General features: G+C 69.4%; 13 protein-coding genes and 2 pseudogenes. 9 read left to right on the top strand and 6 right to left on the bottom strand.

Going from position 1 to position 21,489, the window contains the following annotated elements:
• Nucleotides 1-4 precede the first annotated feature (4 nt).
• A complete protein-coding gene (locus MTF69_RS37540; protein ID WP_243341037.1) occupies nucleotides 5-1,291 on the bottom strand; it encodes an MFS transporter in 1,287 nt (428 codons plus the stop codon).
• A 199-nt stretch (nucleotides 1,292-1,490) separates the two neighbouring features.
• Complete coding sequence (locus MTF69_RS37535; RefSeq protein ID WP_279346755.1) at nucleotides 1,491-4,424, bottom strand: type I polyketide synthase; 2,934 nt, start codon at nucleotides 4,422-4,424, stop codon at nucleotides 1,491-1,493.
• 99 nt (nucleotides 4,425-4,523) lie between these two features.
• On the opposite strand from MTF69_RS37535, the gene MTF69_RS37530 reads away from it, so the two are divergent.
• From MTF69_RS37530 to MTF69_RS37495, 8 genes are all read left to right on the top strand, one after another.
• Nucleotides 4,524-7,682: an amino acid adenylation domain-containing protein gene (locus MTF69_RS37530; protein ID WP_308401506.1), complete on the top strand. Its 3,159-nt coding sequence runs from the start codon at nucleotides 4,524-4,526 to the stop codon at nucleotides 7,680-7,682.
• A 6-nt stretch (nucleotides 7,683-7,688) separates the two neighbouring features.
• Nucleotides 7,689-8,873: a cytochrome P450 gene (locus tag MTF69_RS37525; RefSeq protein ID WP_243341034.1), complete on the top strand. Its 1,185-nt coding sequence runs from the start codon at nucleotides 7,689-7,691 to the stop codon at nucleotides 8,871-8,873.
• Between the two features lie 126 nt (nucleotides 8,874-8,999).
• Nucleotides 9,000-10,253 (top strand): 6-phospho-beta-glucosidase, encoded by a 1,254-nt coding sequence (locus MTF69_RS37520; RefSeq protein WP_243341032.1) that lies wholly within the window; start codon nucleotides 9,000-9,002, stop codon nucleotides 10,251-10,253.
• A 77-nt stretch (nucleotides 10,254-10,330) separates the two neighbouring features.
• Complete coding sequence (locus MTF69_RS37515) at nucleotides 10,331-11,227, top strand: aminoglycoside phosphotransferase family protein (protein ID WP_243341030.1); 897 nt, start codon at nucleotides 10,331-10,333, stop codon at nucleotides 11,225-11,227.
• A gap of 37 nt (nucleotides 11,228-11,264) precedes the next feature.
• On the top strand, nucleotides 11,265-12,017 hold the full coding sequence (locus MTF69_RS37510; RefSeq protein ID WP_243341028.1) for a phytanoyl-CoA dioxygenase family protein: 753 nt from the start codon (nucleotides 11,265-11,267) through the stop codon (nucleotides 12,015-12,017).
• 590 nt (nucleotides 12,018-12,607) lie between these two features.
• Entirely contained in the window at nucleotides 12,608-13,792 is a 1,185-nt protein-coding gene (locus tag MTF69_RS37505) for a tyrosine-type recombinase/integrase (RefSeq protein WP_243341025.1), read from the top strand.
• Complete coding sequence (locus tag MTF69_RS37500; RefSeq protein WP_243341023.1) at nucleotides 13,782-15,938, top strand: tyrosine-type recombinase/integrase; 2,157 nt, start codon at nucleotides 13,782-13,784, stop codon at nucleotides 15,936-15,938. The genes MTF69_RS37505 and MTF69_RS37500 overlap by 11 nt, the downstream gene beginning before the upstream one ends.
• Nucleotides 15,935-16,381, top strand: coding sequence for a DUF6262 family protein (locus MTF69_RS37495; protein ID WP_243341021.1), 447 nt, complete (start codon nucleotides 15,935-15,937; stop codon nucleotides 16,379-16,381). Before MTF69_RS37500 ends, MTF69_RS37495 begins: the two co-directional genes overlap by 4 nt.
• A gap of 76 nt (nucleotides 16,382-16,457) precedes the next feature.
• On the opposite strand, the pseudogene MTF69_RS37490 reads toward MTF69_RS37495, so the two are convergent.
• The 3 genes and pseudogenes from MTF69_RS37490 to MTF69_RS37480 all read right to left on the bottom strand — a co-directional run.
• A pseudogene (locus MTF69_RS37490) lies at nucleotides 16,458-16,724 on the bottom strand (ATP-binding protein); the annotation flags it as partial.
• Nucleotides 16,721-17,959 (bottom strand): annotated as a pseudogene (gene istA, locus MTF69_RS37485) (IS21 family transposase). The pseudogenes MTF69_RS37490 and istA, both read right to left, overlap by 4 nt.
• Before the next feature lie 162 nt (nucleotides 17,960-18,121).
• On the bottom strand, nucleotides 18,122-19,702 hold the full coding sequence (locus tag MTF69_RS37480; RefSeq protein ID WP_374325232.1) for an ISL3 family transposase: 1,581 nt from the start codon (nucleotides 19,700-19,702) through the stop codon (nucleotides 18,122-18,124).
• A gap of 136 nt (nucleotides 19,703-19,838) precedes the next feature.
• Here MTF69_RS37480 and MTF69_RS43200 point away from each other — a divergent pair, with 136 nt between their 5' ends.
• The gene (locus tag MTF69_RS43200) at nucleotides 19,839-19,964 is read left to right on the top strand and encodes a hypothetical protein (RefSeq protein WP_279346750.1); all 126 of its coding nucleotides are present in this window, start codon (nucleotides 19,839-19,841) and stop codon (nucleotides 19,962-19,964) included.
• Nucleotides 19,965-20,057: 93 nt separating this feature from the next.
• Here the strand turns inward: MTF69_RS43200 and MTF69_RS37475 are convergent, their stop codons facing one another.
• Nucleotides 20,058-21,122, bottom strand: coding sequence for a GNAT family N-acetyltransferase (locus MTF69_RS37475; protein ID WP_243341015.1), 1,065 nt, complete (start codon nucleotides 21,120-21,122; stop codon nucleotides 20,058-20,060).
• Between the last annotated feature and the right edge of the window lie 367 nt (nucleotides 21,123-21,489).

Genomic DNA, 21,489 nt, shown 5'->3' with positions numbered 1-21,489 from the left:
TTCCTCAAACTGCCTTGACGGGCTCGGCGATGGGCTCGCCCTTGATGATCTGTCCGTTGCGGTCGGCGCGGACCCCGCGGATGGTCGGGTCGAGGACGGTGAGCGCGCAAGGCAGGGCCAGCAGGAGCGCGCTTGCGACCAGGACGTTGGACTGGCCGAACGCCTCCGACAGGGGCCCGGCGAGCGTGTAGCCGAGGGGGAGGGTCGCGAAGGAGATGAGCCAGTCGTAGGAGGAGAGCCGCGAGAGGATCGCCTCCGGGATCAGCTGCTGGACCGCGGAGTTCCAGGCGCCGTTGAGGATCGAGATGGCGAAGGCCGCGACTCCGGCGCCGATCATGATGGCCCAGACCGGCGAGGGCTGGACGAGCAGCAGCAGGCTCGGCGCGTAGAGGACCACGGCCAGGTTGCCGTAGACGATCGGGCGGCGCAGCCACAGCCTCATGACGACCACGCCGCCGATGAGGCTGCCGATCGCGCCCGCGGTGCTGATCAGGCCCCAGCCCGTCGCGCCGCCGTTCCCGCTGACGATGACGGGGCCGAGGACCGAGAAGACGCCGATCGAGAAGTTGCAGCCGGAGTGGCACAGCAGACTGACCCAGTACCAGCGGCGGCGGGTCATCTCCTGCCAGCCTTCCTTCAGGTCGCGGAGGAAGTGCATCGGCTCGGCTGCGCGTTCGGTGGAGACGCGCAGTCCGAGGAGCAGGAGCGCCGAGACGAAGAAGGTGGCGGCGTCGACCCCGAGCGCGATGCCGGGGCTCCCGGCGGCCACGAGGATGCCGGCGAAGGCCGGGCCGCCGATCTGGGCCGCGGACTGCGTGACGGACAGCAGCCCGTTCGCCGCCTGGACGTGGGACGGGTCGATGACCTGCGGCATGATGCCCGTGAACGCGGGCATGTTGAGCGCCATGCCGGCGCCGAAGAGGACTTGCAGGACGACCAGCAGCCAGAGGGAGTAGTTGTCCGTCAGCAGGACGACGCACATCGCCGTCATGACGACGCCCTGGAGCGCGTCGCTCGTGATGAGCAGGAGACGCCGGGGCATGCGGTCGGCGATGACTCCGGCCGTCAGGAGGAGGATCAGGTTGGTCACGGTGCCCGCGCCGAGGACGATGCCGACGTCGACCGCGCTGCCCCCGGCGGCGAGCACCGCGAAGGGTATGGCGATCGGGGCGAGTGAGTCACCGAAGAACGAGATGCTTCGGGCGAGCAACAGGATCCGGAACTGCGGCTGACGGAGAAGCTCTCCCCGACCAACCTGGACTCGTGGCTGAGTTTGATCTTGACCCGTCATGGGGGCATTCAACCATAGGGGTGAGTGAACGGTAGCGGTCAATTTGGCTGCGGGTAAGGCCAGTTGAAGCGGAACGAAGAGGACCGTTTGACGCTTGTTCATGGAGTGCGCGCGCACGTCCGGGGCCGCCGTCGCCCGCGCGATGGGGCGCGGGCAACGGCTGTTCGGAACTCCTCGGAAAAGTAAGGGAGTTATCGCATCAGTCCTGCTTCTGCAGCGTTTCGGCAACGACGGTGACGTGTCCGCCGAGCGTCCGCGCGCGCAGCAGATCGCGGACGGGGATCCGGATGCCGAGGGCCTGGTTGAGCTTTCTGACCAACCGGGTGATGAGGAGGGAATCGCCTCCGGCGTCGAAGAAGTCGGTCGAGTCGGTCAGGTTCTCGTGACCGAAGAGTTCACGCCAACTCGTCCGGACGAGGGTGGCGGGATCCGTCATGACCGGCTCGGCCGGCTGCCCGGCCTCGGCCGCACCGGTCGCGGGGGTGCCCGTGGAGGCACCCGCCGTCGTGATGACGGGGGCGTCGGCGGCCACCTGCGGGACGTGCCGGGGCCCGGCGAACGGATAGGCGGGCAGGTGGACGGCGCGGGCCGGGGGAGTGAGGTCGGCGAGCGCGACGGGGTACCCGCCGGCCCACAGGTCCGCGAGCCCGGTCCGCAGGGCGAGCTCGGACGTCTCCGGCTTGGGCGAGCCGAGCGCGGCCGTCCGCAGGTCCGCCGCCTCCAGGAGGGAGGCCAGGGGCCGCCCGGGGCCGATCTCGACGGCGACCGCGCCCGGGAAAAGTACCGCCAGGGCCGCGAGGGCGTCCCCGAAGCGCACCTCGGACCGGGCCGCGTCGACCCACGTGACCGGGTCCGGGACCTCGCCGACCTCGGACACGCCCGCGCGGAGCCCGGAGGCGAAGACACATGTCGCGGGCAGGTTCGTGAGCCCGGACACGGCGTCCCGCAGCGCGTCCAGCGCCGGGTCGACGAGCCGGCTGTGGAAGCCCCGGGTCGTCCGCAGGACGCGCTGGAACGTCCCGGCGTCGACGCGCTCGGAGAGCAGCTGGATCTCCTCCTCCGTTCCCGCGAAGACACACGCGTCGGGGCCGTTCACGGCCGCGATCTCCAGCTCCGTGCCCGCGATGAGCTCCCGAGCCTGGCTCTCGGAGCAGGCGAGCGCCAGCATCCTGCCCGGCGGGCACGCCTGCATCGCCTTGCCGCGCTCGACCACGAAGGCGACGGCCGCGCCGACGTCGAGCACCCCGGCCGCCGTGGCTGCGGCCAGTTCGCCGAGGCTGTGCCCGAGGACGGCGGACGGCTTCACGCCGAGCTCGCGCAGCGCGGACACGGCCGCGACCTGGAGGCAGAAGACGGCGGGCTGGGCGAGCTCGGTCTGGTCGAGCTGGTCCGCCGGGAACTCGCTGTCGTTGAGGGCCCGGCCCACGCGGTCCCGCAGGGGGAGCGGCAGGGCCCGGAGCACCGAGTCGAGCGCGGCGGAGAACCCCGGCAGCACTTGCTGGTAGGCCTTCGCCATGCCGGGGCGCTGCGCCCCCTGGCCGGGGAAGACGAAGATCAGCGGCGGGGTCGTCGTCGGCTGCGGAGCCTCGTCCGGCCGCCGGCGCAGCAGGCTCGCGGCCTCCTGGACGGTGGACGCGACGACGGCCCGCCGGTGGTTCAGCTCGGCGCGGCCCGTCACCAGGGTCCGCGCCACCTCAGCGAGCGCGGGCTTCTCGGCGTCGAGCCAGTCGGCGAGTGCCTCGGCGGTACGGGTCAGGGCGTCGGCACTCGCGGCGGACACGGGCAGGACGAGGGGACCGTCCGTGCTGTCGGACCGGGGGGCCTCGGCGGTCTCGGGCGACCGGCGCGCGGCCTCCACGATGACGTGCGCGTTGGTGCCGCCGATGCCGAAGGCGCTGATCCCGGCCCGGCGGGGCTGCGCAGCGGTCCAGGGCGTCGCCCCGTCCGGGACGAAGAGCGGCGACGCCGGGTCGGCGATGAGGGGGTTGAGCTCGCGGAAACCGGCGATGGGAGGCACCGTACCGGTCTTGAGCACTGTCAGGGTGGTGACCAGGGAGGCCAGACCGGCGCATGCGTCCAGGTGCCCAACGTTCGCCTTGACCGCGCCGACCGCGATCTGCCCGGGAACGGCACCTTCCGCCGTCAGCGCCGAGCTGGCCGCGCTCCACTCCAGGGGGTCGCCGACCGAGGTGCCGGTGCCGTGCATCTGCAGGTAGCCGAGGGTGGAGGCGTCGATGTCCGCGGTGTGGATCGCCTCACGGATCGCGCGCTCCTGGCCTTCGAGCGAGGGCGCGTAGTAACCGGCCTTGCCGGAGCCGTCGTTGTTGATCGCCGTGCCGAGGATCACACCGTGCGGCTCGACCTCGTCCTCGTTGACATCGCTCAGGAGGCGCAGGACGACACAGGCGGCTCCGGAACCGCCGACGACGCCGTCGGCCTCGCTGTCGAACGGCCGCAAACGGCCGGTTCTGGACTGGACGCCGCCGGGCAGGTGGATATAGCCGGCCTGCGGGTAGTTCATGCCCGTGGCGACCACGACGGCCTGCTCGCAGTCGCCGTTGATCAGCGACTGGACGGCGAGGTGGACCGCGACGAGCGAGGAGGAACAGGCCGTCTGGACGGCCATGGCCGGTCCGGTGAGACCGAGTTTGTAGGAGATCCGGCTGGCGAGGAAGTCCGGTTCGGTGCCGTGGATCAGATCGTCCATGGCACCCGGATCGGGCTGCTCTCGGGCCAGAATCCACCGCAGGTACGTGCTTCCGGTGCTGGAGGCGAACACCCCTGTCCGGAGTGCGCCGCCGTTCGGCCGCACACCGGCGTCCTCCAGGGCCTGCCACGCCACTTCGAGCGCGAGTCGGTGCTGCGGATCCATCCTCTCCGCCTCGCGCGGGCTTATGCGGAAGAAGTCGTTGTCGAACCTGTCCACTCCCTCCAGTACGCCGTGAACCGGGACGTAATCGGGGTCGTCCACGTGGTGAGCCGGAACGCCGCGCCGCAGTAGAGCGTCACGAGGTATCGAGGCCAGGAAGGTCTGGCCCTCGACAATCCCGTCCCACCACTGCCGGAAGTCGCTTGGGCCGGGCAAGCGAGCGGCCATGCCAACCACAGCAACATCGAGGGAGGTATCGCGCATCATGAGTGTTACTGTAACTTAGATCGGTCTATCAACGGCCTTGGCTTATAAGGCAGTTACTACCAAATCCGACATTGCTCTACCGCGGGGGGCGTATCAATGACGCCGGATGACGGGGCGCAAGTCTCAAGTGATACGGCAGAGTTGGTCATGGATGGCGGACTTCACGAGATGGTGGCGCGGGTGGCGGCGAGTTCGCCGCACAGTGTCGCATTGCGTGCACATGGCCGCGACGTGACTTATGCCGCGCTTGATGAGGCATCGACTCGGTGGGCAGCGGAACTCGCCTCGCGCGGCATCGGACCCGGAACGCTCGTTCCGGTGTTGTTGCCGCGCAGCGTGAGACTCGTGACGGCTTTGCTGGCGGTCCTCAAGTCCGGTGCGGCATTTGCCTTGTTGGACCCTCAATGGCCACAGCCCCGTCTTCTTTCGGTCATCCGCGACCTCGAAGCGACGGTGGTCGTCGACGACGATCCCGCCAACTGCCTGGGGCTGTCCGTGTGGACGCCGCCGGACGAGGACTTGACGGACTTCAGTCGTGAATCCGCCGGTGGAACAAGCCGGTCCACCGACTTCCGTCCGGTCGCGGTAGGCTCCGACGAGGCTTCCTGTGTCTTCTTCACGTCCGGAACGACCGGACGAGCCAAGGGTGTTGTCGTCCCGCACCGCTCGATTTCCCGGCTGTTCGTCGACGAAACCTTCGCGTGCTTCGACCGCCGGACGGTCATGACCCTGGCGGCGGCGACGCCCTGGGACGCCTTCGCCCTGGAGCTCTGGGGCAGCCTTCTGCGGGGCGGAACCAGCGTCATCATCGAAGAGCCGTTCCTGACGCCCGACTTGCTGCGCCGGGTCATCTCCGAAGACGGAGTGAACACGGTCTGGCTGACCAGCAGTGTTTTCAATATCGTCGTCGACGAGGACCTCAGTGCCCTCGCCGGACTGTCGCAGGTGATGGTCGGCGGCGAGCGGCTCTCCGTCGACCACGTACGCAGGTTCCTCGAAGCGCATCCGGCAATTGAGCTCACCAATGGGTATGGACCAGTGGAGAGCACGATTTTCGCGAGCGCCCACCGTGTCATGCCCATGGACTATCTCCGCCCCGGCGGGATTCCCCTCGGCCTGTGCGTGCCCGCGACGCGCATCTATGTACTCGACGGCGACCGGGAATGCGGGGACGACGAAGAGGGTGAAATCTGCGTCACGGGTGACGGACTGGCCATCGGCTATCTCGGCGACCCGGAACTCACGGCGGAACGCTTCGCCACGTACGTCCTCGACGGCCGCCCCACCCGCGTCTACCGCACGGGCGACCTCGGGGTCTGGCGCTCGCCGGACGGACTCCTGGAGTTCCTGGGGCGCGCCGACCGGCAGGTCAAGGTGCGCGGCCACCGGGTCGAACCGGCCGATGTCGAACAGGCCGTCCTCAACATGTCGCCCGCCGTCGTCGACTGCCGCGTCGTAGCGCGCCGGACGGCGCTCGACGACGCGTACGAACTCGTGGCCTTCTGCGTACCCCGGGAAAGGGGCGACCGCCTCACCGGGCTGCTCGGCCTGATCGAGGAGCACCTGCCCTCGTACCAGTGCCCCTCCCGCCTGCTGGTGATCGACGAGCTCCCTCTCAACGATCGGGGCAAGGTCAGCGAGGCGCGCCTGCTCGAATGGCTCGCGGACGAGCCCGAGCCGGACCCCACCCGCACGCCGGAGCGGGCGGACACCGGCGCGAAGGCGGTGGAGCCGTCGGGCGACGAGCTCAGGGACATCGTCGCCGGAACGTTCACTCAGGTGCTGGGCCGCACCGACGTCCCCGACGACCTGTCCTTCTTCGGCCTGGGTGGATCCTCGCTCGACGCCGGCCGGCTCTGTGCCAGGCTGGGACAGAGCACCGGCCAGATGATCCCGCTCTCCCAGTTCTACCGCGACCCGAGCGTGTCCGGCCTCACGGCCCGGCTCCGCGAGGCGCGGGAAGCCGCGCGGGACGAGGAGAAGCACGAGCCGGAGCCGGTCGCCGACCTCGAACTGAGCCAGGTGCAGAGCGCCTTCCTCCTCCGCGACGTCGTCCAGCCCGACGGACTCACCAACCACTGCCTCGTCGCCTGGACCCTCACCGGGCAGGTCGACCTGGAAGCCCTGGACCGCGCCGTCGTCGCCGTACACGAACGCCACGAGCCGCTGCGGGCCGAGTACACGCTCGAACCGCGACCGCACATGGCGGACACCGACATCGACGCGCCGCCCCTGCACCTCCTGCGCCCCGCGAACTCCTTCGGAGCCGCCGTCGAGGCCCTCAAGGAGGAACTCGCCCTGCCGTTCGACCCCGAGGAAGGCATCGTCTGGCGCACCGCCATCGTGCCGGTACTCTCCGGCGACGTCAGCGTCTTCGGCTGCAGCTTCCACCACGTGGCCTTCGACGGCTGGTCCGAAGCCGTCCTCGCGGACGACCTCAGCCGGGCCTACAACGGCGAGGTGGAAGCCCCGCCGCCGCCCGGACTCACCCAGCTCGCCCAGCTGCGCCGCACGAAGTCGGACCGGACGCAGATCGAGGGGCAACTCCGGGCACAGGCCGACACCCTGCGCGGAGTCCCCGAGATCACCTGGCCCGAAGTCCCGCCCACCACCACCGGGTCCGGCATCGAGGCCATCAGCGAACGGCTGACTCCCGAGGAGTACGCCACCGTGTCCCGGGCGGCCCGCGAGCGGGCCACCACGCCCTTCACCGTGCTCCTGACGGCATGGGGATGGACGCTCGCCGAGACCCTCACCGTCACCGACACCGCGGTCGGCGTCCCGGTCGCGGACCGCGCCTCGGTGGGCGACGAACGAGCCATGTGCTGCCAACTCACCGTCGTTCCGATCAGGTTGAACGGCCCGTCCCTCTGCGACGGACACGACGTCTCGTTCGCCGAGGCCGTCGACTTCACCGCGCGGCGGATCGAGTCCGCGCTCGCCTGCCTGGAAGCGCCCTCGGACCGGCTGGCCGAACTCGTCGGACCGGCCTCCCGGGGACGTACACCGATCTTCCAGATGATGTTCGCGCTCCAGGACAACCGGACGGCCGACCTGCGGCTCAACGGACTCACGGTCTCCCGCCTGCGCCTGCCGTACCTCGACGTGCCCATGGAACTGCACTGCGAGATCTGGCCGACCGAGGACGGAGGCCTACTCGTCGAAGTGACGTACCACGTCACGGCGGTGTCGGCCTCGGTCGCCCGCACCCTGCTGAGCGGCTTCCTCGACCACATACGCAAGACGGAAGGCTGAGACGCCGTGACGCACCCTTCGTACGCGGCAGCCGACGCGCTGCTCGACCCCCGGACCCACGCTGACGGACGCGCGGACGGGATCTGGCGCGAGATGCGGGCCGCCCACCCGTGGGTCCGCCACGAACCCGACGGATACCCGGCGTTCTGGTCCGTGACGCGCTATGACGACGTCCGCTCCGTCTACGCCGACCCCGAGAGCTTCAGCTCCGAAGGGGGCGTCCTGCTTCGCCCGTCGGTGAACGGCGAGGACCCCGGCACCGGACTCACCCTCGCGCTGACCGACCCGCCACGCCACAACGGCCTGCGCTCCATGCTGGCCCCGCACTTCAACGAGCGCAGCGCCCGCGCCCTCGCGGACCGCCTGCGCCAGGACGTGGGCGACGTGCTGGCTCGAGCGGCGGACAGCGGGGAGTTCGACTTCGCCCACGACGTCGCCGGACGGCTGTCGAGCCTGCTGATCGCCCGCCTGCTCGGCGTGCCGGACGCGGATCTCGACACGGTCGTGCGGTGGATCGAGGAGGCCTTCGCCGCGGCCAAGCCGATGACCAGCCACGTACCGCTGACCAGGTACGTCATCGACCTCATGGAACAGCGGGACGAGAAGCCGGCCGACGACGCGATCAGCCTCCTCCTCGACGGTGAGGTCGACGAGGAACTCCTCACCGAGACGGAAGTCCTCCTCAACTGCGAGAACCTCCTCGGCGCCTCGGAGAACGCGGGCCTGTCCATCGCCGCGGGAATGGCGGCGCTCCTCGACCACCCCGAGCAGTGGCACGACCTCCGCGAACACCCCGAGATCCAGACGAGCGCCGTCGAGGAGATCCTCCGCTGGGGCAGCAGCGCGACGCACAGCATGAGAACGGCCACGAGCGACATGGAAAGGGACGGCCAGCGGATCAGGAAGGGCGAAAGGGTCGTTCTCTGGGTGCGTTCCGCCAATCGCGACGATAAGGAGTTCGACCGGCCGGAGGAGTTCGACCTCCGCCGTAAACCCAATCGTCATCTCGCTCTCGGATTCGGTCCGCACGTCTGCATCGGCCAGACGATGGCGCGCCACCAAAGTCGCATTCTTCTTGACGAGTTGGTGACGTCCGTGGCCTCCTTCGAGCAGGCCGGACCCGTCACTCCACTGGCGTCGATAGCCGTCAACGGGCCGGCCCGACTTCCCATGCGGCTGAAGTTGAAGTAACTATTCCGCATTGCGGTCAGGTGCCGTCCGGTTGCCTTGACAGGCAAAGATGTTTCTTGATTTTGTTTGAATCGGTTTCGTGCCGCGAGGCGACGATCCGCGAGGTGACGATTGCAGGAGTCGGCAATGAAGATCGCAGTTGTGGGCGGCGGTTCCACGTACACACCGGAACTCGTCGACGGATTCGCCCGCCTTTTCCCGCAGGCGGATCTGTGCCTGGTCGACCCGGTCGCCGATCGCCTCGAAGTGATCGGCGGACTCTCCAGCAGGATCTTCGGTGACTACGGCGCCTCGGGCCGCGTCACGTGGACCAGCGACCTCGACGCCGGTCTCACCGACGCCTCCGTGGTCATCCTCCAGCTCCGCGTCGGCGGACAGCAGGCCCGGATCAGCGATGAGACCCTCCCGATGAGCTGCGGCTGCGTCGGCCAGGAGACCACCGGCTTTGGCGGTCTCGCCAAGGCCATGCGCACGGTCCCCGTCGTCCTGGACATCGCCGAGCGCGCGGCGCGCCTCGCCGCGCCCGGCGCCTGGATCGTCGACTTCACCAACCCCGTCGGCATCGTCACCCGCGCCCTGCTGGACGCCGGCCACCGCGCGGTGGGCCTGTGCAACGTGGCCATCGGGCTGGAGCGCTGGATCGCCGGGATGCTCGACGTCAAGCCGTCGTCGGTCCTGCTCGGACACGTCGGGCTCAACCACCTGACGTGGGAGCGGGCCGTGTACGTCGACGGGGTCGACCGCCTGCCCGAGCTCCTGGAGACCCGGCCCGAGGAGCTGGCCGCCGAGGTCGGACTGCCGCCCCGGACCCTGCTCTCCACCCGGTCCCTGCCCTCCTACTACCTGCGCTACTTCTACTGCCACGACGAGGTCGTCCGCGAGGACACCGGCCGCCCCACCCGGGGCGAGCAGGTCGCCGCGATCGAGTCGGAACTGCTCCGGATGTACGCCGACCCGACGCTCAGCAAGAAGCCCAAGCTCCTGGAGGAGCGGGGCGGCGCCTACTACTCGGAGGCGGCGGTCGGGCTGCTGTCCTCGCTGCTGAACCCGAGCGCGGCGGGCCCGCACGCCGTCAACGTACGCAACAACGGCACCCTGCCGTTCCTCTCCGACGACGCCGTCATCGAGGTGACCTGCGACGTGGACACGAACGGCGCCCGCCCCCGGCCGGTCGCCCCGGTCGAGCCGAGCATGTCCGGCCTCATCGCCTCGGTCAGCGCGTACGAGGAACTCGCCCTGGACGCGGCGATACGCGGCGGCCGCGAGCGCGTCTACGCCGCACTCCTCGCCCACCCGCTGATCGGCCAGCACCAGGCGGCGGAAGAGCTCACGGACAAGCTGATCGCGGCCAATGCCGAACACCTGGCATGGGCTCGCTGAAGCCCGCCCCCATCGACAGCGGACGCAAGGGCCACACGCGGGCCGGTACCACTGACCAAGGATCGGACACACGAAGCATGACGATGCACGACGACGAGATCATCATCGAGGACGAGGCCGTCCGTGAGCTCATCGCCACCCAGTTCCCCGAATGGAAGGCGCTGGAGGTCCGCCGCCTGACGTCGAGCGGCACGGTGAACGGAATCTTCCGCATCGGCGACGAGCTGGCGGCCCGCTTCCCGCTCCAGTCGGTGGACCCCGAGGTCTGCCGGGAGACCCTCCAGCGCGAGGCCCGGGCCTCGCAGCGGTTCGCCGAGCACTGTCCGGTCGCGGCTCCGCGCCCCGTCGCCCTCGGCGAGCCGGGCAGCGGCTACCCCCTGCCGTGGTCGGTGCAGACCTGGGTCCCCGGAGAGGTCGCCACCGCGGGCTTCGGCGGATCCCCGGACTTCGCCCGCGACCTCGCGGGTCTCCTCAAGGCGCTGCGGACCGCCGAGACCGAGGGCCGCACCTTCCAGGGCGAGAACCGGGGCGGCCACCTGCCCGACCACGACGAATGGGTCGAGCTCTGCTTCGAGAAGAGCGAGGGCCTGCTCGACGTGCCCCTGCTCCGCCGGCTCTGGAGCCACTTCCGCGAGCTCCCCGACAAGCCGGGCGACGTGATGACCCACGGCGACCTGACCCCGAACAACGTCCTGGTCGAGGGCGGCCGGCTGGCCGGCGTCCTCGACAGCGGCGATTTCGCCCCGGCCGACCCCGCCCTCGACGTCATCGCCGCGTGGCACCTGCTCGACGACCCGTCTCGCGCGGTGTTCCGCGAGGAGCTGGGCTGCGACGACCTCGAATGGGAGCGCAGCAAGGCGTGGGCGTTCGAGCAGTGCATGGGCGCGATCTGGTACTACATCGACACCAACCCGGCGATGTACAACATGGGTCGTACCACCCTCGCGCACATCGTCTCCAACACCCAGGTCTGATTTTCGAGCACAGTCACCGCGAGGGAGGAAGAACGTGTTGAACCGTACTGCCCTGACGCCCGGGGAACGCGAGCAGCTGGACACCGAGGGATATGTGGTCCTCCTCGACGTGTTCACTCCGCAGGAATGCGACGAGCTGGGCGACGAGATGGACACCTCGTGGGAGAAGTTCCGCCTCCACGAGATCAGCGATTCCGAGGAGGGCGTCCGTTTCGTCGACAACGCCCTGTACTACTCGGCCAAGGTGCAGGACGGCCTCCTGCACCCGCTGCTCCTCGACGCCGCGAGCCAGATGGTCGGACCGCGGCTCCTGCTGAACCTGATCAACGGCCGCTCGCCCGCCGCGGGTGCGGCGGGCCAGCCACTGCACGTCTTGGACCGCCGTCGCGGGCGGCCCTTCGACAAGTGCAACGCGATCTGGTGCCTCGACGACTTCACCGCCGAGAACGGCGCGACGCGCGTCATCCCGGGTTCCCACCTGGACGACACCGCCGCACTGGCCCGGATGGGCGACGCGATGGACGCCCACCCGGACGAGGTCATAGTCGAGGCGCCTCGCGGTGCCGTCATCATGCACAACTCGCACCTCATCCACAGCGGTCGCCCGAACGCCAGCGGCGCCGACCGCCGGAGCATCCACGCGGCCTACACGCACCCGGAGATCCCGACGCACTACGATTGGACGGCGCTGCCGCCAGCCATCGTCGCGGACCTGTCGGAGCAGGCGTTCGACCTGCTGGGCCTGAAGGAGGCGGCGCTGGACGTGGAGGGCCTCGGAGCCCGGGTCTGAGACACGCGGCGCGGGAAGGCGCGGCTCAGCCGGGACACGCCGGCCGCCGCGCCTTCGGCGATCCCGGATAGTACGACGAGACATCCTCCGTACGCCCTTCGCTCGCCCTCCGCACGCCCCTGTGAAAGGCCTTCATGTCGGCCCTGCTTTCTTGGTCGTGGGTTTGAACTGGTCATTCGTAAGATCGGTGGACCCAGAGGTTCCGGGTATGGCTGTCATGTGGGCGCCGTGAGACGGCTGAAGGAGCTTGGCCGCCCGGAGCCCCGCGACGACTCGACCGCCGATTGGGAGATGCGACTCGACCGCTGTGTAGGGCAATGTCGGCGAGGTCGTCTGCTGGGCTGTGAACGCGCGACGAGCTGGCGAAGGTGGCCGTGCCCCGGATCTGGGCCGGAGTGGACATCGGCAAGGAACATCACCACTGCGTGGTGATCGAGAGCCACGGCGGTGTGCGTCTTTCCGACGCCGGGTGTTATCAGCGGGGCGTGAGCCCCTCGATTCTCTGTCTTCGACGAGCGTCACCATGAGCGTTCTGTGTCGTTGATGCACTGCTATCAGTGGGAGTTCTTCAACGAGACGGAACGGCATCAGTGGCACTCAGCTTGGCGGTCCTGCCCTCGGGCGGGCGGCGGACGTGGACCGTGGTCGACGAGAAGTACCGGACGGTCGCTCCGGTGGAGGAGTGGCTGGAGGCTCACCGGCCGTTGTGGTCGCCGAACACCGTCCGGGGCTATGCGACCTCGCTGGCCCAGTGGTGGACCTTCCTCGAACAGCGCGACGAGACGGCGGCCTGGGGTGATGTCGGGGTGCCCGCGGTGGCGGGTTTCTTGTCCTGGCTCCGAAACGGCCGCACAGTCGAGCACGCCCTGGTCGTCCAGGAGGACGCCCCGGCGCCGGAGACGCTGGAGGCCCGGCTGGCCGCCCTGATCTCCTTCTATCGCTGGCAGGAGGCGGTCTTCTCCGTCCCAGTGGCGGGCCGGCTGATGCGCGGGGCCCCGCGTCGGGCTCCGGCTCGCGGTCTGCTCGCACATCTCGATGCCCGCACCGGGCCAGGGCCGTCCTCGCTGGTGAGGGTCCGCCGCCATCGGCACCGCGGGCGGCCGCCGTTGCTGTTGCCGTCCGAGATCCAGGCGGTCCTGGACGGTTGCGCGAGGCCGCAGGCCGGCGGGGAATGGGCGGGCAACCTGCGCGACCGCCTGCTGTTCGCCTTGCTCGCCGAGACCGGGATGCGGCTGGGTGAGGCCCTCGGCCTGCGGATCAGCGACTTCGTCATGGGCCGCGGCGGCACTCCGCACGTCGAGATCGTCCCCCGCGAGGACAACACGAACGGGGCGAGGGTGAAGATGATGCGCCCGCGGCGCGTCTATGTCGGCGCCGACCTGGAGCGGTTGTTCACCGACTACCTCGTCCATCTCGCCGTCCGGGCCGCCGACGCCGGCAGAGAGCTCACCGCGGCCTCGCCGTTGCTGGTGAACCTGGACCGGCCCCCGCTGCTGGCCGCGCTGAAGGAAGGGACGGTGCGGGACAAAACCGCCGCCCTGCGCAAGAAGGGCATCGGCCCCGCCGGGTGGACCCCGCACTGGTTCCGGCACACTCACGCGACCGCGCTGTTGCTGGCCGGGACGCCGGAGTGGGTGGTCTCGCGGCGACTCGGGCATGCACACGTCCAGACCACGCTCGACCTCTATGGCTGGGTGCGCGAGGACGAGGCCCTGCGGGCCGCGGCGAACTGGAAGTCGTATGCCTCCGCCTGGCAGGTGCCCGATGCCCGGTGAACCGCGCCACCTCCACGCACTCCAGGCCGAGGACCCGATCTGGCGGCTGTGGTCACAGCTGCCCGCACCCTGGAAAGGACCGGTGATCGGCGACGGCATCGAGGACTGGAAGAAGATCACAGAGAACGGCGACCGCCGGATCGACCTGCGCGGATTGCCCGATCCGATGCCGGCCGAACTGGCCTGGATGGCCCACTGGCAGGCCCTGGACGGAACCCGCTCCTCGGTGCTGGGCACCAATCAGCTCGCGAACATCCTGCGTCGGGCGACTCGGGAGAAGCACCCATTCCCAGCTTCGATCCGGGCGATGGACGCCGAGACGGCCCTGGCTTTGCAGCGGTGGTTCTATGCCACCCGGTGGGGCCGGCTCCCGCCCCACGGCAGCGTCGCCCGACTGCGAGTGATCTTCCGGTTCTCCCGCCTGGCCCTGCTGGCACGCTGCACGGATGCGACCTGGTGGCAGCTGGACGAGTGGCACCCCCGCTGCGATCCCCGGATCCCGCTCGCCAAGCACGAACCCCAGGCCCACTACGGCTGTTCCCCCTCGACGATCAGCCACCGATGGCTACGGGAAGCGGTCAAGTGGCATCTCGGCACCCAGCTCGAGGCCGGAGTCCTGCGCTGGTCCACGGTGAGCCAGGAGCGCATGCGCTGCTTCACCCGCTTCGGCCGGTGGCTGGAGACCTTCACCGACCCACTGGACGTCCTGGGCGACCCCGCTCACGCGGTCGAGCTGGCCGCGGCCTTCCGCCGCTGGGACTCCGACCCCGCAAACCGGCTCCTTCGCCTCTCCGAACAGCGATTCGCAAACCGGCCCGTCCATCCCCGACTGGTCAACGACGACCTACGGGCCGTCGCCGAGCTGTTCGCGTTCGTCGCGGCCAACCCCGCCGAGGCCCGCCAGATCCTCGGCCCCCACCCCTGGTCCCGGGTCACCGACGCCCACGCGGCCGGCTGGTTCCGGCAGGTCTCCCGGATCCCGCACGGGCGCGAACTCAACGAAGACAACTACGTCGACGACCAGGCTCTCGCCCAGATCCCCGCCGCCCTGCCCCTGCTCGGACTCGGCCGCCACGAGCAGATGACGTTCACCCGCGGCGACGGCCAGGAGGTCACCGCCCGCGGCTTCGACGACCCACAGGCCATGCGCATGATCCTGTTGCAGATCCTCACCGGGCGACGCTCCAGCGAGATCCGCACCTGCCGCTCCGACTGCCTCTCGGCGGTCCCCGAGCCGACGGCCGACGCCGCCGAGGGCGAGGAGATCGCACGTTTCCACTACGCCCAGAGCAAGATCGATATCGCGCCGGACACCATCCTCGTCGACCAGGAGGTCGTCGCGGTCATCGAGGAACAACGAGCCTGGGTCCGCGATCACTTCCCCGACGTCACCCCGCGGCACCTGTTCCTCCAGCGGACCGGAAACCGCCAGGGCGACAAACCCTATCCCTCCGGCACCTACAACTGGATGCTCCGCGAGTTCAGCAAGCTCGTGAAGATCACCGACGGCCAGGGCAAGCCCATCGGCCTCAGCCACACCCACCGCTTCCGTCACACCAAACTGACACGCCTCGCCGAACTCGGCCTGCCCGTCCATGTGTTGATGCGCTATGCCGGACACGCCACCCCGACCATGTCGATGCACTACGTCGCCGCCCGCCAGGAACACGCCGAGCAGGCATTCCTGGCCACCGCCAAGCTCCGCGCCGACGGCAGCCGCGTCGCCTTCTCCCGCGACGACCACGACAGCCTCCACCTGTTCAACCGGGCCGACCGCTTCCTTCCCCACGGCTGGTGCATGCTGCCGCCGCTGCAGACCTGCGACAAGGGAAACGCCTGCCTGACCTGCTCGGTCTTCGTCACCGACGCCACCCACCAGCCCGCCTTGGAGCGGCAACTGACCGAGACCGAAGCACTGATCGACCGCAGCACCACCGCCTTCGCCCAGCGTCACGGCCGCCCAATGCCCGAGGACAACGTCTGGCTCCTCCAGCGCCGGGCCGAACACGCCGCTCTCACGAAACTGCTGGACACCCTGAACTCCGCCCCCGACCGGGCCGTCCAGGGCGCCGGCTGCGGCGCCGCCCCCACCGGACCTGTCCCCGTCCGCCTCGACCTCGACCACCACCGGAGGAACCGGCCGTGACCGACTCCCGCACCAAGCGCACCCAGACCCTCGCGGCAGCCGCCCAGGCGAAGTCCCAGGCCAAGACCGAGGCCGCCGAGAAGGCGATCCGCGTCCTGGTCAAGCGCGGCGAGCCCGTCACCTTCCAGGCCGTCCAGCGCGAGGCCGGCGTCTCCCACGCCTTCCTCTATAACCACCCCGACCTACGAGGCCGCATCGAACGCCTGCGAGCCCAGGCCCGTCCGATTCCCGCACCGGCACCCGCGGCCGACACCGAAAGCTCGCTCGTCCTCGCCCTCACCGGCCAGCTCACCCGACTCAAGAAGCAACACCGCCAGGAAATCCAGACCCTCCGCGAAGCCCTGGAACAAGCCCACGGCGAGAACCTCGACCTCCGCCGCGAACTCGCCCGCCGCGGAGGCACCGCCACCCGCCCGCAGACAGCCGTCATCAGCCCCTGCTGACCACGTCACATCGATCGCAGGAACAACCTGACCAGTGACAACACGACAAGAATGCGATCAAACCGTCGATAACAGCTGGTCCCAGCAGGGCTGCGTTGGCTTTGGCCTCGACGAAGGCGAGGGTGGCCAGATCTTTGATCTCGCGGGGGTCGAGTTCGGGCTGGAAAGCGAAGTCGTACTCGTCCAGGGTCTTGTGGTGCGGCAGTTTGGAGAGCCGGAGGCCTTGGCGGAAGCGCCGGTCGTCGCGGACTGCGAGTTCTTCGGCGAGGACGAGGTCGAGAAACTCGAGGTAGCCCATCTTGGCGGCCGTGCTGCGGATGCGGGTGCTGACCAGCTCGCTCAACTGAGCTCCTCCGGCGTGGGGTGGGTTGTGAAGGGACGGGTCCCGGTCGGTTCGTCATAGACGGACAGCGGTCTGCGGCCGACCTCGACTCGGACGGCTCCTGCCCGGTTGAGGAGAGCCATCAGCGAGCCGGTTTCCTGGCTCAAGGCGTCTTGGTGGCGGAGCCGGGGTGGGATGATGTCGCCGGTGGTGGTTCGCCGGTTCCGTCCGTCGGGAAGACCGTCCCAGTGCTTTTCGTCGACGACGCGGGCCCCGCGGCCGACGGCCCGCCCGACATGGCGAAGGTGTCGCTGAGTGACGACATAGGGCGTCGCCGGCAGCGGACGCAAGGCCATGTGGTCGCGGATCGCGCGGTGGCCAATGACTTCACCGTGGGTACCGTGGGATTTGGCTCGGCGGAGGGGTACCCAGGCGTTGAACGCGGAGTCCAGTTCCTCGGTGGAGGAGAAGGCCCGTCCGGCCAGGACGTGGTCGCGGACGATCAGGACTTGCCGCTCGACCCGGCCCTTTCCGGTGGGGCGGTAGGCGGCCAGGACGTCGATGTCGAAGTCGTAGTGCCCGGCGAATCCGACGGCTTCGGGATGCAGAGGGACCGCCTGGCCCGGTGCGACGTGCCGGCGTACGACGGTCTTGGTGCGCTCGTAGACGATAGACATCGGCACCCCGCCGAAGTGGGCGAACGCCTGGCGGTGGCAGTCAAAGAATGTGGCAAGGTCCTGGCTGGTGGTCAAGCAGCAGAACGGATCCCGCGAGTAGCACAAGGTCATGTGGAACGAGTAGACCTTCGGGATCCCGACGTGGGCGAGGATCTTTCCCTCGTCTCCCCAGTCGACCTGGGCCTGTGCTCCGGGGACCACTTCGAACCTGCGGTGGAGACCGGCGAGCTCCCCTGGGGTAATGCCCAGTTCTTCCGACTCGGGGCCGGGCCTCTTGCATGTAGAGCTTCACCCGCTGGTAGTTGCCGGTGAAGCCGTACTCCGCAACCAGCCGCTCGTGGACCACTGCCCCTTTGATCAGGATCTCCGACCGCAGCATCGCGTCGATCAGTGGCGCAACATCATCCACCATCCGTCCGCGAGCGTGCCCGGTCGATGACCGACGAGGCGGAGACATCGGGGCCCGGGTGGTCAGGTATTTGCGGGGACCGTGCGGCGGTTGAGCCCCGTCTCCCTCGCGATCTCGGACAAGCTCATCGCCGCGGACTCGAACAGTCCGCGAAAACGGCGAACCTCCATCCACCGCTGCGGGTCCAAGACCACGGTGAGCCGCCCTCCACCACCCCGAACAGGCCAGCAGCAGGCTGCCCAGCAGCATCCCTCAGCACGTCAAAAGCTGGGCACGTTCATTCGTACGTGGCTGGGCACGTTCATGGCTCTGGCAAGATTTGTAAGCGGAGATCATCTCGGTGACACGGTCGGCCGGTCCGCATGGCGTCGGCGCAGGTGGGCGATCAGGACGACGCGGTGGCGGAGGAGACGGACGCCGGCGCGTCCGGCCATGATGCGTTTCTGTAGCTTGACGTCGGTGATGCGGCCTTCGTTGACTCCGGAGTTGTAAGGGGTGGTGATGCCCTGGGCGACGGCATCTCGGTCTTCGCGCAGGGCTCTGGCAAGGCCGGTCAGCGATGCGAGTCCGGTGTCGGCGAGGTCTTTCAGCCACTGTGGCATGGAGGTCGCGTCGCGGTTGTCGAGCATGGCGGCGAATCGGCGGACCAGGTCGTGGGCAGTCCTGAGTTCAGGGCAGTGGTCGAGGAGGCGGGGCAGGCGGTCGTTGATGTGCGGGCCGCGGCGGTGCGGGTGGGTGGTGATCCAGCGGGCGGCTTCGCGTGGAGAGGGCGGTCGCTCGCGCGGCTCGTCGATGGGCAGGCCCCGACGGAGGGGTGCGACGGCCATTTTCACGCGCTGGTAGTGGCCGAGGTAGCCCTTGGTCTGCAGTTCTTCGTGCAGGATCTTCTCGCTGTGCTGTCCTTCGTCCCGGCGTTGCCGCAGGTATTCGAGGTAAGGATCCAGCGTGGAGGGCTTGCGGGGCGGCCGGCGCACTACCTCCTGCCAGGTACGGGCTCGGGCGTACTTGCCGACGGTGCGGCGGTCCAGGCCGAGCTCGCGGGCCACGGAACTGTGGCTCCGACCGGTGCGGATCAGGGCCTGGACAGCCTCGAACAGACTCTGGGCATGGCGCCCGGCCCGGGTGTCCGCCGCAGCGTTCTCGGTGCTCTCCTCGACCGGTGGGGGATCGTCTTCACTGACCGTGGGCAGAGCCGCGGGCAGGCAGCCGCGGTGGGCGGCGGCGATGTCCTGAACGCGGCGGGAAAGGTCCTGCCAGAGGTGAAATCGGTCGCTGACCTGCACGGCTTCGGGGGCGCCCGCGGTGATGCCCTGCCGGTAGGTGAGGGAGCCGTCGCGGCAGGCGACCTCGACGCCCGGGTGCTCACGGAGCCACCGGCCGAGCTGTTCCGCGTCGCGCCCTTCCCAGAGTGTGAGCGGGAGCCGGGTGGTGGCGTCGACCAGCAGAGTTCCGTAGATGCCGCCGTAGAGCGCGAAGTCGTCCACTCCCAGCACCCGAGGCGTGACCAGTGGCGGCAGCGGCACTCGCATCAGCTGCGACAGGACGGCGACCCGCGAGAGCCTGATGTTCAAGATCCGAAGCATCCGGGAACCGCCCGTGCCTGCCAGCACCACGCCGACGTCCTCCACCAGGCCTTGCAGTCGTGGTGTCCGCCGCTGGTAGCGCACGGTCAGCCCTGGCACTTGCTCGGCGAAGGTCACCTTCGGGCAGGTCGTGTTTTCGCAGTACAGACGGCGTACGGACAAGTCGACGCGCAGAGGCTTGCCCCCAAGAGCTACGTCCGCCAGCCGCCGGACGTAGCGGCTGTGGCACCACTCGCTTAGCTGCCCGCATCCCGCACATCCCGCAGGAACACCGGATCTCGTGCGGGCACGAACCGCCACAACAGCATCGGAGACCTCGACCGAGACCACCAGAACGTTCGCCAACTCCGGTAACAAACTTGCCAGTTCGACAGAGCACAATGACAGGCTGCCCGCTATGCGGACCGGCCGACCGTGTCACCGAGATGATCTCCACCTACGAAAATCTCGCCAGAGCCACGTTCATGTGTACGCCGACAACTGTCCCGGCACCACGAACCAGTCCCACCAGGCGGCGAGCCTGGTCCTCGCCCAGGACGGGCTCGCGCCCCGGGCCTCGGAATCCGACATAGCGTCCACGCTCGCACCCTAGGCGGCGGCACGACCGGCGGGCGTCCCTCTTCAGTCGCGCGGTCCGACGACGAAAGTCGAGGTCGCGCATGCGCCCGCCCCCGCACACATTCGTTTACCAGTCGACCGCCTCCGCGATCGTCACGAGGCAGGTCTCGCTGATGACCGCGCCTCGCCGCCGCTTGACCGTGGCGGAGGCGAGCCCGAGGTCGATGCTGCGGCAGCCGAGCTCGAAGGCGTACCGGACGGGGCCGTGGATCATCGCCTGGAGGTAGGCGAACTCGCGTCCGGGCACGTCGTCGGCGAGCCCGATCTCGTACCCCCCCAGGACCTCGCCCTGGACGGCGAAGAAGGAGACCGCGACGAGGCGGCCCGTGTCGTCGCGGACGACGCTGGCGTGGCAGGCGTCCTCGCCGAAGGCGCGGACCCATTCCCGGAGCCGGAAGAGGCTGAGGCGGGGGTGGTCGACGACGCCGTACTTCGCCTTGACGGCGAAGACCAGCGGGGCGGCCTCTTCCAGCACGGAGACGGCGGGCACCCGGGCCGCCGGGTAGCCGAGGGCCTCGAAGCGGCGCCGGTCCTTGCGGCAGCGTTCCCGCTGTGAGGGGCTCAGCGCGGCGATGTGCTGCTCCGGGTCGTCGCCGGTGAGATACAGGTTGGCGGTCTCGTCGAGGGTACGGACGAGGGCGCGCGGCCCGATACCGGCGGCGAAGGCCTCGGCCTCCTCGCGGCGGACGTGCAGGGCGACCGGCAGGTCCCCCGCCTCGTCGGCCTCGCCGAAGACCTGGGCGGCGAGGGCCGCCTGCACGCGCGCGGTCTCCTTGTCGTCCAGCCGCGTGTCGGTCACCGCACCGGCGGCCAGGTCGCGGCAGCCGCCGACGACGGCCCAGCGCCGCGAGTCCTTCGGGACGGGCCGCTCCAGCTGCTCGCCGAGCTCGTTCAGGTCGTAGAACCCTCCGGAGAAGCGGGCGGAGGACGGACGGTGGGCACCGAGGACGCCGATGACCCGCCCGCCGATCAGGGCCACGGCCCAGCGGGTCCGCCACCGGCCGTCCCCGTCCATGGAGGCGAGGCGGCGCGGCGAGAGGCTGACGGAACGGGGGCCACAGGTGACGTCGAGCAGCTCTGCGGGGAAGGTCTCCCGGGTCTCGACGGTGAGGGGGCCGCTGTTGTCGGTCACGCCTCTCCCTTGCTTCGGTGACGGCTGATACTCCCCCAACTGTCAGGGGTGTGAAGGATTTTAGGGACTGACACAGGAGGTGTCAGCAATCAAGGGGAAGTTCTCGAATGCGGAGACAATCCCCATTCGGGTTCGGCCAATCGTCGAAAACCAGCCAGGCCGCCCCCGTGTGAGAGGCGCGAGAGGAACGCGAGATGCGCCAGCCGGCGGACGTGCGGCGCAGGTCCGCCTCCCACACACCGCCCACGGTGAACAGCGGGTCGAGGTCCTCGCCGAGCGCCTTGAGGGCGGCCTAGATGATTGATTCCAAGGGGTAGCTGTACGGACGCGAGGGTGCCCACTCTCAGTTTGTGACGACCGAGATAGA

The sequence above is a fragment of the Streptomyces sp. AP-93 genome (assembly GCF_022808175.1).
GTDB lineage: Bacteria > Actinomycetota > Actinomycetes > Streptomycetales > Streptomycetaceae > Streptomyces.
The sequence above is the reverse complement of the archived record's forward strand: the minus strand, read 5'-3'. Positions and strand labels throughout refer to the sequence as shown.